Below are 13,542 nucleotides of genomic sequence, written 5' to 3' on the forward strand. Positions count from 1 at the left end.
GCCATGCCTACACAACGGGCAGTGAATTCAGGGGAGAACACAGAGGTGTAACACACTCAGATCAGCCGCAAGCCCCCTGCTCATCGACACCCGGTCGCAGCATGAATGGCATGAAGCCATGCAACCACACGCCAAAACTCAGCGCCCACAAGGCAGCACTCAGACCATGATGATAGGGCGCTATGGCGGATAGTGCATCAAACTCGGGAAGCACCCGAACCAGTGCGGCAAGGATCATCAGACCAGCAGAAACATGCGCCTGCCATGGCAAACGGTCGAGGTTGCGCCCCGTATGACGAAGGCCGGCGATGATAAACACCGCCATGACAGCGCAGCCGAGAGCGCCCAGCGACAACATGTGCAGACCGGCAGCGGGCGATAGGTTAAAACCAAGACGGGTTGCCCCAATCGCCAGAAAACCGATGCCCGCAAACGCATTGCCAAAAGCCAGCAGTAGAACCTCGGTTTTGAACGCAGCGCGGCCGACAAACCATTCAGCCAGCCGGTCGAAAAATGCAGCGCCGGCAGCAAGAGCAAGCCATGCGGACACGTCACTGTCTGGGAAGGCGAGTTTTGCCACCAGATAGAGCGTGACCATGGCACCCGCCATGTGTCTGCGTCCGGGATGCGGCCGGTAAGGCGAGGTTTCGCCCGTGGGATCAAGCGCTAGATTGATGACGACGACATTGATGCGCGAGGCCGACAAGGAAAACAACACGATGAAAATGCAAAGGGCGGCTTCCAGCATACGAGATGCCAGTTCAACATCGCCAACCTGCCAGGCATAACGAACACCGGCCTCAGCCCCGGCAAACAAAAGCAGCCAAGCCAGAAATGCCAGATGTTTTGTCGTGCGCCTCTCCAGCATCGCCCTGCCAATGATAGCGGCGATGCCAACCAGAAATGCAAGATCAAACACACCTGCGAGCAGGCTTAAAGCATCAGCTCCCAAAGCACCGATAATCCGGGCGGGCAACCAAAGTGCGGCAAGACAGAGCAGCGTATTGCCGGTGCTGGTTTTGGTATCGGTCCATTCTGGCACGGCGGCCACCAGAAATCCGGCCAAGGCCACGCCATAGGTGCCAAAAATCATCTCATGCGCATGCCATTGCGACGGGGTTATATCGTGAGCAAATGGCAGGTCATAACCGCCCACCAGCACCCATAAGAAGGGCCAGAGGGCGCCATGCAGGGCTGCAAGCGGAAAGAACAACCGCAACGCTTCGGACAGGATCGGATGCCGTTTCATCGGCGCCGCTCCCGTGCCGAAAACAACTCACCGAATGCCGGATCACGCGACAGTCGGTCTGCCTCTTCAAAGATCATCCGTTCCTGACGCTGCCCCGGCTGCCCGTCAGGCAGATAATTGGCAAGCACCCGACCATCAAACCCGGAAAGCACAATCAGCCGGTTCGCGACCCGCAGCGCCTCATAAAGATCATGCGTCACCAGCAGGGTGGCGAAACCGCGTCTGGTCGCTGCCGCAATCAACAAATCCTGCAAATGGCGTCGCAAGCCGACATCCACGGCACTGAACGGCTCATCGAGAAACAGCATATCCGGATCTACGGAAAGCGCCCGTGCCACTCCGGCGCGTTGACGCATGCCGCCGGAAAGCTCAACCGGGTATTTTGTAAAATCGGTTTCTTCCAACCCGACTTCCAGCGCAAAGGCACTGGCAATCTGCCGGCGTTCGCGTTTCGACATGCCCTCGGCCGCAAGACCATAGGCAATATTGTCGATCAATGTCATCCACGGCAAAAGCCGCGGTTCCTGAAACACCAACCCCTGCCGGTGATAGCCTCTCTGCAGACGGCCCTTCACCGGTTCGATAATGCCAGCGGCAATTTGCAGGATGGTCGTCTTACCGCTACCGGAAGGACCGAGCAGAGCAACGGTTTCACCCTTGGTGACATCCAGATCGAAATCTTCAAACAGGGTCCGTCCGAGAAAGGCGTGACCGACACGCTCAAAATGCAGGGCAACAGTGTCATTCATCGTTTCACACCCCATGGCAGCCCGGCGGCCCGCCACCGCTCCAACGCTTCGCGCAGCAGATGCAGCAATCCGTAATCGGTCAGCAGTGCCAGCGTTACGGTGATCGCCAGCCACGCCGTTACCTGCGGAATGTCGAACAGGGCCCGCGCCGTTGCCAGTTCACCGCCAATACCACCCGAATTGGAAAGAAGCTCTGCCATGACGGTGACCTTCCATGCGCTGCCGGCCGTCGTGGTCCAAGCGGGAAACAGGTAGGACAACACATGGGGAAGCGTGACCGTGCGCAGGCGATAAAACCACGACGCCCCAAAAGCCTGCGCCATGACCTCAAACTGCCGGTCACGTTTGGCTACCCCTTCCAGTGCACCGGCAAAGGACACCGGAGCGGAGGCAATTACCACGGTCATGACAGCCGTGCCGCCGGATGACCCAAACCAGATCAGCGCAAGCACGATCCAGCCGATCGGCGGCACGCCCAGCATCACCGTCACCACCGGCTTCATCAATCGCATGGCCGCAAAGGAATAACCTGCCAGCAGTCCAGCTGTCGTGCCGATGCCAGCCGCGATCACAAAACCGGCAAGCGCACGCACCGCGCTTTGCGACAGAATGTCGAAGAAATCTGGCCGAGCTGCCAGTTGCGCAATCGCGGAAAACGTCTCTCCCGGCGACGGCAGAATGAACGAGCCGTAGATTTCATGCCCGGCCTGCCAGGCAGCGAGAAAACAGAATATTCCCGAAAGTCCGGCCCACCCCGCCCAGAGATAGCGTCCAGTCCAGCCGAAACCTGCGAGAACACGGTTCATGTCATTCACACCAGATAGAAGCTGTCATCCGGCTTTTTACCGCCGATAATGGCGGGGTTGGCCTTGGCAAGCTCATCATAGAAGGATTCAAGATCAGCCCGCGCCGCACTGGCTTTCAAAGCCGACAGGTGGCTGGTCGGGAAGGAAGCAGCGATAATGTCAGCCGGGAAGCCCAGCGCATCGGCAGCGGCCTCTGAGGCGGTCTGCGGATTGGCAATGGCACTTGCCAACGCTGTCTCGATACCCGTCTGCAATGCAGCGATGCCAGCCTTGCAGAGCTTCTGCTGAAACTCCGATGTCAGCGCCAAACCAGCCTGTGGAATTTCAGCTTTGCCGGACACCCTGGCCCATTCCTTCTGAACATCGATGGTGCGATGCACGGTCATGAAGAAGGATTTGGCCTTGATCAACACGGCGGTTGCCGCGGGTTCGCTGAGCAGCGCGGCATCAACCCTGCCCGTCAACAACAACTGCACGGCCTCCGGTGGGGAAGCGGCATATTCAAGCGCGATTTCCCCTGGCTTGATGCCCTGTTCTGCGATCAGTCGGGCCAGCACAAAGTCGGGCATGTCGTTCTTGAATGGCAGGGCAACTGTCTTGCCTTTCAGGCTTTCCAGTGTCGTCAGCGTTTCGTCTTTCGACACGATGTAGAGAAGCCCGGAGGTCAGAACGTTCAGGAAGCCGATGCCCAGCCCACGATTGTGAAGATTGGCCGCGCCGTAACTTGGCATGACGACCGCCCCCATTGAACCGGAAGCAACGGCCGCCCGCATTTCATCCGGTGTTTTCCACGCCTTGAAGATCGCACCTGGCGCAGCCTCGTTCAGGAAGCCACCCTTAACCGCATGGGCAAGCACGGCCGATGGTGCCGCCGGCGGGCCATAAAAGGTCAGCGGTGCCTCAGCCCTCAGCAACGAAGGTGCGGCGAGACCGGCGACCGTAAAGGCTGACAGTGCCGAAAGGCTTTGGCGGCGTGTAAGCAAAGTCATGATCCAGTCCTTTCGTTAGAAACGTGCCTTGATGCCGGCATAAAACTCACGTCCATCACCCGGCAGGTAAACCGCCTGACCGGCGCTTGCCTGATCAAGAATGAGCGTGGAGGAGGCATAGGTCTTGTCGAAGACGTTCGTGACTGAGCCATAGACCGACAGCGTGTCGTTGATGCGATATTCGCTCTTCACATCGACAACGGAGTAAGGTTCGGCAAACACCGTATTCATGTTATCGACCGGGGTTTTGGAGGGCACCCACTGCAAGGCTGCACCAATGTCCCACTGCTCAGTCAGCGCATATTGAAGGGCCAGATTGACGACATGGCGCGGTGCGCCGGCCAGTCGGTTGTTGCCACGCACCGGATCATCATGGAACCGAAAGTCCTGCAGCACATAGCCCACGCGCGCCGTCAACCCGTCGATGATTTCGCCGGACACACCAAGTTCAAGACCGGCATGGGTCGTGTTGTCGGCATTGAAGGCTGCCAGTAGGGAACCGCTGCTATCGCGCAGGCTCAACAGCTCATTGTCGACCCAGGAATAATAGGCTGTGGCATCGAAGGTCCACAGGTCACGTTCACCGCGCCAGCCCATCTCCACCGTTGTTGCAGTTTGCGCGTCGAGATCAGGTATCGAAAAGCCTGTCGGCGAGGCGTTTGGTGTGCCGCCGGTGGTGCCGAGAAGATCATCATGGGTCGGTGGTTCAAAGCTGCGGCTCAACGCGGCAAACAGCATGTTGTTTTCATCTGGCCGCCAGCTGGCAGCAATGGCCGGTGACCAGCCGCTGTAGCTGCGCTCATAGCTGGTATCGACAGCTGCTACACTCGACAGGACGCCACCACCAGCACCATAGGCCAGACGTGGCCGGGTCGCTGCCGTCCAAAGATCTTCACTGTCACGCGCTGCATAGGTGTAGGACAAGGAAGGCGACAGCGTCACCGTATCGGACAGTGGAATGTTCAGTCCTGCATTCAACGATAACGTCGAAGCATCAAGATCATTGATGGAGAAAGCCGGGCCATCACCACCGACACGATTGATATTGTAGGTGCGGTCCGACGAGCCGACCGTGTACTGCACGGATGTTTCAAACAGCGGCAACAGGGCAGAAGCATCCGGCTGATAGGCGTAACGCAACAGGCCGGTCACATCGCCACCTTCGGTGCGTCTTACGCCACTCGAAACCGGAAAGCGGAACATGTCCTTGGTGTAGGTGTAACCGAGACCAATATCGAACAGATGGTCTTCCAGCTCGATTGATGTACGAGAGCCGATCAGGAACTGGCTGGCTTCACGACGCGGTTTGTCGCGGATGACATTGGGTCCCTGACTGGTGGGTGGACCTGGTGAAACCTGTTGCGGATTGGCCTCCATCGCGGTCTTGTTCAGCGGTCCAGCCACGTCAAAACCAAGATCTGTATAGTTGGCAAAGATACGGGTTTTCACGATGTCGGAAAGCTCGGCTTCCACCACGCCGCCGACATTAACCCGACGGGAGTCGTTGTAATCGCGGAAACCGTCACGGCGGCTGACATCGACATAAAATCCGGCTCCGAAACGTTCGCCGTCAAAACCGGTTCTTGCGGAAACATCGGCCTGCCCAAAGCTGCCACCGCCCGCGGAGATCGTCGTGCCCTTTTCGACCGGCGAAGCGAAATTGATCGCCCCACCCAGCACACTCGCACCCAGGCGATTTGCTGTGTAACCACGGTAGACTTCAATAAGACTGGCCTGCGCCGGATTGGCCAAGCCGACAATATAAGAGCCATCGGCGCGGTTGATTGGCAGGCCATCTTTCAGCACCAGAATTCCGCGTTCAACCGGGTTTTGCTGCAAACCGGAGCCACGGATCTGGATACGCGGCTGGTCATTGCCGCCGAAGAATCGTTGAACAACAACGCCGGGAGCGGAAGACAGCGCTTGAGCCAAAGTCGGCACGGCTGGACCGGCATCCGCCTGCGGCTGAATGGCGGACACCCCGCCCGGAATGGCCTTTAGACGTCTGCGCGCCTGCTCCACGCCCGACAATGTTTTGCCTTCAACCGTTATGGTGTCCAAAACTGTCGTAGAGCCTGGCGCCGCCGATTGTGCCAACGCAACACTCGAAACCCCGGCGGCGAGCAATGCCGTTACCGTAAATAACCCAGTCCCCAACAAGCGCATACGCCATTCATCCCTTGATAGACTTTACTGTCCCGGAGATGACATTTTGCAAGTACCCGCTCTTTGCTCTGGAACAAAGAACAGAGAAAACATGACAATCAAATGCATGTTTCTGGAGAGGTTATTTCCTTGAGAATTCGGGAGCCCTCCTGCGCGGCAGCAGCAATGTCTGCAAACAGCAGGCTGGCCGCTTCGATAATGCCGCTGTCCATCTCGTCATCCTCGGCAAAATCCCCCAGCATATCCAGGAGGATACCGATCTTGCGGCGCTCCTCACGCGCCATCGCCAATAGTTTCGCCTGATTGCGCTGCTGTTCAAACGCCTCGAGCTGCTGCAGGGCCGCATCCACCTTGTCGCGACACTCACAGTCCAGTGCACTTTTCATGATCACACTGCGCACCAGATGAATGGCGTCGGGAATGTCGCTCACGCTTAGAGTTCTCGGCTGCATTTTTTCAACCGGGTTTTGCGTATTGATCATCAGAGGTTTGCTCCATGCGCCGTGTTGCGAGCGCGGGCAACCCATGCAGCGCCCTCACGTCCGTGATGGAAGCCGTTGGAAAGCGGCACGCCGGGATAGATGCGCTGCATCTGCGCGATGCCATCATCGGCATCGCACCGGCCAGTCAGCACATCATCATAAATCCTGGCAACCGCCACCATGTCACAGTCCTGCGGCGAGAGACGGAAACGGGAAACACCCGCCTGCGCCAAATCATGCAATTCCCCCAGCAACGACTGGCAAGTATGTGACACCGTCTGCACACCGTTCAGCGCCAGAAACGACTGCTGATCAAGCGTCTTGACCGCCAGACCATCCGGATCATCCTTGCAGACGAACTGGCAATTATCCTTGATGTTGCCCTTGGAGCGGGCATGGGCACAGCGCGCCGAAATGGCCAGCGGCATGCGGCCGAATGCAAATACCTCAAACTCAACATCAGGCGTGTCAGCAACAATGCGATTGACCGATTCCACCGGCAACTCCGGCGGCAGACAGATCGCGGTGGCGCCACGCGAGGCCAGCAGCCGCGCCGTTGCAGCATTATACACATTGACCATTGGACCAATGACATGCGGCGTGCCGCGCAACATGCCCAAGGCCGAAAGGTCGTTTGCTTCCACAGGGTAAGGGCTGTCGGCAATCAGACCACGAACATGGCGGCTTTCGCGCTCCAGCGTCACCAAGGCAAGGGTCGACAGCACAATCTGTTTGCCGGCATTTTCCAGCCGTTCGATAACCTCGGCCAGATGCGGTTCGGTAAAGTGGAACCGTTTGGAACACACGGTTTCACCCAGAAAGACCTGGGTAACCGGTGCCTCATCAGCGATGCGAAAATAAAAATCACGCCACTTTTCCCCTTCCCACAAATAGAGAACGGGCCCAAGCGTCATCGTTGGTATTTGTGACATGCCATTATCTCCAGCGTTTTTCGTATGCGCCTGACGTGGTGCGCTGGCCTTCACTCAAAAGCCTGAGCCGCGACAGAAGTTTGCCGCGTTCATCGGCGCTGGCATCCAGTGCCTTGCGAAGGGTGGACACAACCTCGGCCACATAGGCTTTGCCGCGTTGTCTGCCTTCGATTTTCAGCGCGCTCACGCCGGCATCGCGCAGGGCGTCAATCTGATCCATTACATCAAGTGAGACCGGGTCTTCAAAGGCATACCCCTTGTCATCGGCCACATCGAAACGGCCCTTGCACAGGGTCGGGTAACCCGCCGCCTCACCATCCGGAAAACGGTTGATGGTGTAGTCGCCAAGCTCCGACACCAGGTCCTTGCCGTCCTGCCGGTAACGCACGTGGCTGGCCGGAGAACAAACGCCATTCATGTTCGGTGACTTTCCCGTGGCATAGGACGAGAGCGAACAGCGTCCTTCCGCCATGACGCACAGACCGCCAAATACAAAGATCTCAATTTCGCAGCGGATCTGCCGTGCCAAACGGGCAATATCCGGAATGGTCAAGGTTCGTGGCAGCACAACTCGTTTTGCCCCAAATGCATCGACGAGGAAGTTCACGGCATCCGCATTGGAAGCGGAGGCTTGTACCGACACATGGATACGTTGCTCGGGGAAGGTTTCCGCCACGTGGGCCATCAAACCGAAATCGGCAAGAATTAGCGCATCGGCGCCGGCCCTTACGGCATCGGCCGCGGCGCGGTACCAGATCTCCTCGCTGCCTGCTCGCATGAAGGTGTTGAGCGCCACGAAGGTCTGTGTGCCATGTTTGCGGGCATAGACAATCGCGTCCGCCAGTTCTTCACGCGAAAAATTCAGACCCGGAAAATTGCGGGCATTGGTCTCGTCACGGAAACCGCAATACACGGCATCAGCCCCCGCATCGACGGCCTCACGAAAGGCGGCGGGTGTTCCTGCAGGACAGATCAGTTCCATGCCGCACCCCCGCCTTCAGACAGGATGCGCCCACGCAGGTTGCTTGCAGCCTTGGTCACCCATGGACCAAGCGGCCCGGCAATGCTGCCCAGATCGTTTGGCAGATCTACACCGCTGTCATCCAGCGCGTTTCTGAGCGCCAGCATGGCCTCCATGTCTCCGGTGACCGTCAGATCACGCGAGAAGAACAGTGCGTCCGCGTCTTGCCGTCCCTCCATCAGAGCAAGCAGCATGAACAGCGGTCCCGTGACCGAAGCGTCCGCTTTCAAGGAACGGCTTTTACGGCTGACGATGATTGACGAACGTGCCGGATGAACCACAAAAGCAAATGGCAGATCGTTTGGCAGAAACGCATAATGTTTGTTGCGATGTTCCGCGAGGCGGCCAAACAGATCGGCATGTTGCTTCATGATTTGCGTCAGCATCAGCGCGGTCATGCGCTGCACAATCGGCAGCGGCAGGTAACGCATCGGTTTCGCAAGAGTGGCGGGGAAAGTCATCATGGGCGTCTCTAACTCTATGGACCAGTGTGCGGCAAACTAACCGCACCGGACGCAAATCCGTTTGACCGAGCGCAAAGACAGAATGATTTGCAGCCGCCAGACAGAACCCATGATGGATAAAAAAACCACGCCGACCCGCGCCGGTGATCTGCGCGACTTCCTTGCCATGCTAGAACAACGTGGTGAGTTGAAGCGCATTGAACAGCCCGTGTCGCTGGTGCACGAGGTGACAGAAATTCACCGCCGGGTGTTGCAAAACGGTGGGCCTGCCCTGCTGTTTGAAAAGCCGGTGGCCGCAGACGGCAAGGTGCATGACATACCGCTTCTGGCCAATCTGTTCGGTACGCAGCAACGGATAGAATGGGGCCTGGGGGTTGAGACCGGCGGCCTGAAAGCCCTGGCGGAGCGGTTTGCCGAACTGCGCGAGCCACGCCCTCCACACTCCATCAAGGATGCATGGAACAAATTGCCGATGTTGCAGGCGGCGTTTTCCATGCGCCTGAAACAGGTATCGCGCGCACCGGTGCAGGACATTGTTCTGCAGGGTGATGAGGTCGACCTCGGAAAATTACCCGTGCAATGGTGCTGGCCGGGAGAACCTGCGCCACTGATAACCTGGCCGCTTGTCATAACAAGATCACCGGAGGATCCAAGCGATATCAATGTGGGGATTTACCGCATGCAGGTGCTCGGACCCAACAGGCTGATCATGCGCTGGCTTGCCCATCGTGGTGGTGCACGACATCACCGCATGTGGCAAAATCGCGGAGAGGATATGCCGGTTACCGTTGCGATCGGCGCCGATCCCGCCCTTATTCTGGCGGCCGTCATGCCACTGCCGGAACATATGAGCGAGCTTGGTTTTTCTGGCCTGCTGCGCGGCATGCGAAGCCGCATCGCGCAGGCAGTGACGGTACCGATGCCGGTCCCCGCCAATGCGGAAATCATTCTGGAGGGAACCGTCTCGGCGAATGAGACGGCAGCAGAAGGTCCCTATGGCGACCACACCGGTTATTACAATTCGGTTGAGCCGTTCCACGTCATGACCCTGTCGGCCATCACCATGCGGCAAAAACCGGTCTACCTCTCCACCTATACCGGCCGGCCGCCGGATGAACCCTCGGTTCTGGGTGAGGCGATGCTGGAAATCTTCCTGCCACTGGTCAAACGACAGTTTGCCGAGATCGTAGATCTGTGGATGCCGCCGGAAGCCTGTTCCTACCGCGTCATGGTCGTTTCCATAGACAAACGATATCCCGGTCAGGCCAAGCGCATCATGATGGGCCTATGGTCCATGCTGCCGCAGTTCAATTACGTCAAACTGATCGTCGCTGTGGACCCGGATATCAATGTTCGCAAATGGGAGGATGTCATCTGGGCACTTTCCACGCGTTTTGACGCCTCACGCGATGTGACGATCATCGACAACACACCGATTGATTATCTCGATTTCGCCTCTCCCAAGGCCGGTCTTGGCGGCAAGATGGGACTGGATGCCACCCGCAAACTGCCCGGTGAAACAGAGCGGGAATGGGGCCGCGTGCTGTCGATGACGCCAGATGTGATTGCCAAAGTCGACGTCATGTGGAGTGAGCTCGGATTGGGAGAAAAACCATGACCATATCCCGGCTCGTTGTTGGCATTACCGGTGCATCCGGCGCCGCCATTGCCGTGCGCATCATTGAGCGTCTTGCAGACATGCGGGACGTAGAAACCCATCTGGTCATCTCGCCCTCTGCCCGCCAGACCTTGCTGCATGAAGTCGGTGCGGCCGCCGTAGAGCGAATTTCGGCGTTGGCGCATTTCAACCATCCGGTCACCGATATTGGCGCTGCTATCGCCAGCGGTTCCTTCCACACGGCAGGCATGATTGTTGCCCCCTGCTCCATGCGGACACTGGCGGCAATCGCCCATGGCTTTTCCGACAATTTGATTGTCAGGACAGCAGATGTGCATTTGAAAGAGCGCCGCAAACTGATTTTGATGGCACGGGAAACACCGCTGCACCTAGGCCATTTGCGCAACATGTGTGCGGCCACCGAAATGGGCGCTATGATCATGCCGCCCGTGCCTGCATTTTACCATCTTCCGGAAAGTGTGGCTGATATTGTCGATCAACTTGCCGCCCGCGCAATCGACCAGCTTGGCCTATCGGCGTCGCCACAGGCAAAAGCATGGGAGCCGCATGTGATTGCGGCCTCCTGACGTCTTGCGATTACATGTAAAGCATCGGGTCGGCACCGAAGAGTGCGGCGTGACCGCCAGCCAGCAACCACCAAGTGATAAGTCCCGTCAAAGCGGCAGCAACCAGCAATGGTGCATCAAAGGCTGGCCGCACCTTGCCGGATAGCACGGCGGCAAAGGGAATGGATGAGGTACGGGCTGTCGCCTCACCCCAGCCAGATCCCAATCGCTTGCGGGCGCGTTTTTCAATCATCGGAATTCCGCCGAGCGAAAACAGGGCAAAACCGCCAAACAGGATCAGCGACCGCAGGTCACCATTGGGAACGAGATGCCCTGCTGACCAGAACAGAAAACCCCATAAAACCGGATGCCGGGTAATGGTGACGATCGCCCCGGCCTTCTCTCCCTGCCGCACCGAGATGGACAGCGGGTTGACGCTGCACAGGCCGGCAAGAACAAAAAACACCCCAAGTGGCGCAGCAAGAAATGTCACATGCGCTTGCCAGGGCGCGGTGTCCCACAGAGGAATATAGTCCACCATCAGGGCCGCATGGAAAACCCAGCCAAGGGCGGCCAGCGACACCAGAGAATAGACACCGAAATATGCGGGCCTGCCCATGGCCGCAACCAGCTTGCCGCGCACCGATGGCACGGCAGGGATAGAATGCAGGGCAACGAACAATGCCAGTGCGGCTAAAAGTTCTATCACGGCAGGATCCTCGCTTGTTCTCTTACTGCCCCAGAAACAGCACGGTTGCTATGGCAGCAGAGGCCAGCACGGCCGAAATGGTGCCCGGTCCCTGTAACACCCCCATTCGGTAAAGAAGGATAGAAAAGCCGATAATAATAGGCGTTGTGACAATGAGTCCGACCTGAGCGTCGTTCATGCTTCTGCTCCATCAAATGGTAATTGCGCTTTGTCATGACCATAAGCGTTTACTGACGGCGTTCTTTGATCGGCAGCAAAGAAGCACATGGTGCACCCGCCTATGCCTGATTTGCTATTCGGCAAATATGGATGAGGTCATGGCGGCAAAAGACGAGGAAAACGGCAATCTGCTGATGTGGATTCTGGTATGGAGTGAGTTGATTGTGTTCGGGGCATTGCTGGCGGCATTTCTGATCGCCTTTGCTCCGAACGAAGAAGGATTTATCGCAGCAAGGGGCCATTTGCAGCCGCAAATTGCCGGCTTCAATACACTGGTACTGTTGGGTAGCGGTTGGCAGGCGGCGATTGCCGCCCGTCGCAATAGCTCGGTGCAACTAAGAAGGCGGGCGCTGATTTTGGCGGCCCTGCTGGGTTTCGTCTTCACCGCATTGAAGCTCTACGAATACAGCACCGAAATCGCCTTTGCATCAGATGCGGCCTACGGCGCTTTTTACGAGCTGTATTTCATGCTCACCGGCTTTCATCTTTTCCACGTCATCTTTGTTGCAGGGCTGCTGCTGATCGTTGCCGTGAAACCGAAAGATGAAAACGTCACGCTCGTCACGACTATCTGGCACATCATCGATCTTGTCTGGATCGTCATTTTCCCCGTTATCTATCTGGTGTAGACCCATGCTTGATCGTACATCTTCACAACTGCGCAAAACCTTTGTCATTCTTAGCATTCTGGTGCTGGCCGGCATGGCCGTGGTGACGGCAAGACAGGCCGGTTACATGCCTGCACTTGCTGCGGCGTGCCTGGTTCTGCTGTTTGCGCTGTTAAAATCCCGACGCATTATCGATGAGTTTCTGGGCCTTGGCGGCGAGCCGGGTCTTTTGCGTAATGCCCTGCTGGCATGGCCTGTACTTTTTGCTGGAGCAGCACTGCTGCGCGCTGTTCTGCAGGGCGTCTACCATCTTTGAACGCAACCTGGGCCGATAGCGTGCCTGTTGTTTGCCAAATGGCAAAGACGGTTCTGCCCCAGCCTCTAGAAAGGTCCCAGCCCTACCGCAGTGCGCCGCCCAACAGCCAAACACCCCGGAAAAGGGTTCGATCAAGCCGGTCCGCGCTGGCGGTTCCCCGGAATGGAAAGGACCATGGCATGGCAGAACGCCTGACCAAGACAGGAGCGCGCAACGTCTTTTATGGCGGCTCCATATTCTTCTTTGCGATTTTCGTCGGGCTTACCGCCCACAGCCATTATTACATGCGCACCGTTTCTACGGATGAAAGCACGCTGACGGCAAGTGTCGCCCGCGGCAAACATGTCTGGGAGAAAAACTCCTGCATCAACTGTCACACTCTGCTCGGCGAAGGTGCCTATTTCGCACCAGAGCTTGGCAATGTCTGGAAGCGTTACGGCGGCGTTGAGGACAAGGAGTCCGCACGCGATTCCATCAAGGGATGGATGGCCGCACAGCCGACCGGCATCGAAGGCAGACGTCAGATGCCCCAATTCAACCTGACCGATCAGGAACTTGATGACCTTGTCGACTTCCTTGAGTGGGCAAGTCGCATCAAGACCCAGAACTGGCCACCGAATGATGCCGGGTGAGATGTGAGGCAAGGAG

The 13,542-nt window shown here is 57.6% G+C and carries 16 protein-coding genes; 5 read left to right on the top strand and 11 right to left on the bottom strand.

Going from position 1 to position 13,542, the window contains the following annotated elements; all coding sequences use genetic code 11:
* Positions 1-61: 61 nt before the first annotated feature.
* The 9 genes from ACZ5FM_RS13845 to ubiT all read right to left on the bottom strand — a co-directional run bounded on the left by ACZ5FM_RS13845 (position 62) and on the right by ubiT (position 8,858).
* Entirely contained in the window at positions 62-1,249 is a 1,188-nt protein-coding gene (locus tag ACZ5FM_RS13845; protein WP_464038971.1) for an NnrS family protein, read from the bottom strand.
* Positions 1,246-1,998 carry an ABC transporter ATP-binding protein gene (locus ACZ5FM_RS13850; RefSeq protein WP_464038972.1) on the bottom strand — a complete coding sequence of 251 codons (753 nt, stop codon included), beginning with the start codon at positions 1,996-1,998 and terminating at the stop codon, positions 1,246-1,248. Before ACZ5FM_RS13850 ends, ACZ5FM_RS13845 begins: the two co-directional genes overlap by 4 nt.
* On the bottom strand, positions 1,995-2,804 hold the full coding sequence (locus tag ACZ5FM_RS13855; RefSeq protein ID WP_464038973.1) for an ABC transporter permease: 810 nt from the start codon (positions 2,802-2,804) through the stop codon (positions 1,995-1,997). The genes ACZ5FM_RS13850 and ACZ5FM_RS13855 overlap by 4 nt, the downstream gene beginning before the upstream one ends.
* A 5-nt stretch (positions 2,805-2,809) precedes the next feature.
* Positions 2,810-3,793, bottom strand: a complete 984-nt coding sequence (locus ACZ5FM_RS13860) for an ABC transporter substrate-binding protein (protein ID WP_464038974.1) — start codon at positions 3,791-3,793, stop codon at positions 2,810-2,812.
* A 15-nt stretch (positions 3,794-3,808) separates the two neighbouring features.
* Positions 3,809-5,890, bottom strand: a complete 2,082-nt coding sequence (locus tag ACZ5FM_RS13865; protein WP_464038975.1) for a TonB-dependent receptor family protein — start codon at positions 5,888-5,890, stop codon at positions 3,809-3,811.
* 167 nt (positions 5,891-6,057) lie between these two features.
* Positions 6,058-6,441, bottom strand: a complete 384-nt coding sequence (locus tag ACZ5FM_RS13870; protein ID WP_464038976.1) for a hypothetical protein — start codon at positions 6,439-6,441, stop codon at positions 6,058-6,060.
* Positions 6,441-7,373, bottom strand: a complete 933-nt coding sequence (gene ubiV / locus ACZ5FM_RS13875) for a ubiquinone anaerobic biosynthesis protein UbiV (protein ID WP_464038977.1) — start codon at positions 7,371-7,373, stop codon at positions 6,441-6,443. The genes ACZ5FM_RS13870 and ubiV overlap by 1 nt, the downstream gene beginning before the upstream one ends.
* 4 nt (positions 7,374-7,377) lie before the next feature.
* Entirely contained in the window at positions 7,378-8,355 is a 978-nt protein-coding gene (ubiU, locus tag ACZ5FM_RS13880; protein WP_312945874.1) for a ubiquinone anaerobic biosynthesis protein UbiU, read from the bottom strand.
* Positions 8,346-8,858, bottom strand: a complete 513-nt coding sequence (gene ubiT / locus ACZ5FM_RS13885) for a ubiquinone anaerobic biosynthesis accessory factor UbiT (protein WP_259142025.1) — start codon at positions 8,856-8,858, stop codon at positions 8,346-8,348. Before ubiT ends, ubiU begins: the two co-directional genes overlap by 10 nt.
* A 109-nt stretch (positions 8,859-8,967) precedes the next feature.
* Between ubiT and ACZ5FM_RS13890 the strand changes: the two genes are divergently transcribed.
* Complete coding sequence (locus ACZ5FM_RS13890) at positions 8,968-10,476, top strand: UbiD family decarboxylase (protein ID WP_464038978.1); 1,509 nt, start codon at positions 8,968-8,970, stop codon at positions 10,474-10,476.
* 2 nt (positions 10,477-10,478) lie between these two features.
* On the top strand, positions 10,479-11,063 hold the full coding sequence (locus tag ACZ5FM_RS13895; RefSeq protein WP_368077689.1) for a UbiX family flavin prenyltransferase: 585 nt from the start codon (positions 10,479-10,481) through the stop codon (positions 11,061-11,063).
* A 10-nt stretch (positions 11,064-11,073) separates the two neighbouring features.
* Here ACZ5FM_RS13895 and ACZ5FM_RS13900 read toward each other — a convergent pair whose 3' ends face one another.
* Positions 11,074-11,751, bottom strand: coding sequence for an NnrU family protein (locus ACZ5FM_RS13900; protein ID WP_464038979.1), 678 nt, complete (start codon positions 11,749-11,751; stop codon positions 11,074-11,076).
* Between the two features lie 22 nt (positions 11,752-11,773).
* The gene (locus tag ACZ5FM_RS13905; protein WP_464038981.1) at positions 11,774-11,929 is read right to left on the bottom strand and encodes a hypothetical protein; all 156 of its coding nucleotides are present in this window, start codon (positions 11,927-11,929) and stop codon (positions 11,774-11,776) included.
* 139 nt (positions 11,930-12,068) lie between these two features.
* Here ACZ5FM_RS13905 and ACZ5FM_RS13910 point away from each other — a divergent pair, with 139 nt between their 5' ends.
* From ACZ5FM_RS13910 to ACZ5FM_RS13920, 3 genes are all read left to right on the top strand, one after another.
* Positions 12,069-12,599, top strand: coding sequence for a cytochrome c oxidase subunit 3 (locus ACZ5FM_RS13910; RefSeq protein ID WP_464040470.1), 531 nt, complete (start codon positions 12,069-12,071; stop codon positions 12,597-12,599).
* A 4-nt stretch (positions 12,600-12,603) separates the two neighbouring features.
* On the top strand, positions 12,604-12,894 hold the full coding sequence (locus ACZ5FM_RS13915; RefSeq protein WP_464038982.1) for a cytochrome C oxidase subunit IV family protein: 291 nt from the start codon (positions 12,604-12,606) through the stop codon (positions 12,892-12,894).
* Positions 12,895-13,073: 179 nt separating this feature from the next.
* The gene (locus ACZ5FM_RS13920; RefSeq protein ID WP_192487921.1) at positions 13,074-13,526 is read left to right on the top strand and encodes a c-type cytochrome; all 453 of its coding nucleotides are present in this window, start codon (positions 13,074-13,076) and stop codon (positions 13,524-13,526) included.
* Positions 13,527-13,542: the final 16 nt, after the last annotated feature.

It is taken from the genome of Agrobacterium sp. 5Ca50, from assembly GCF_055381905.1.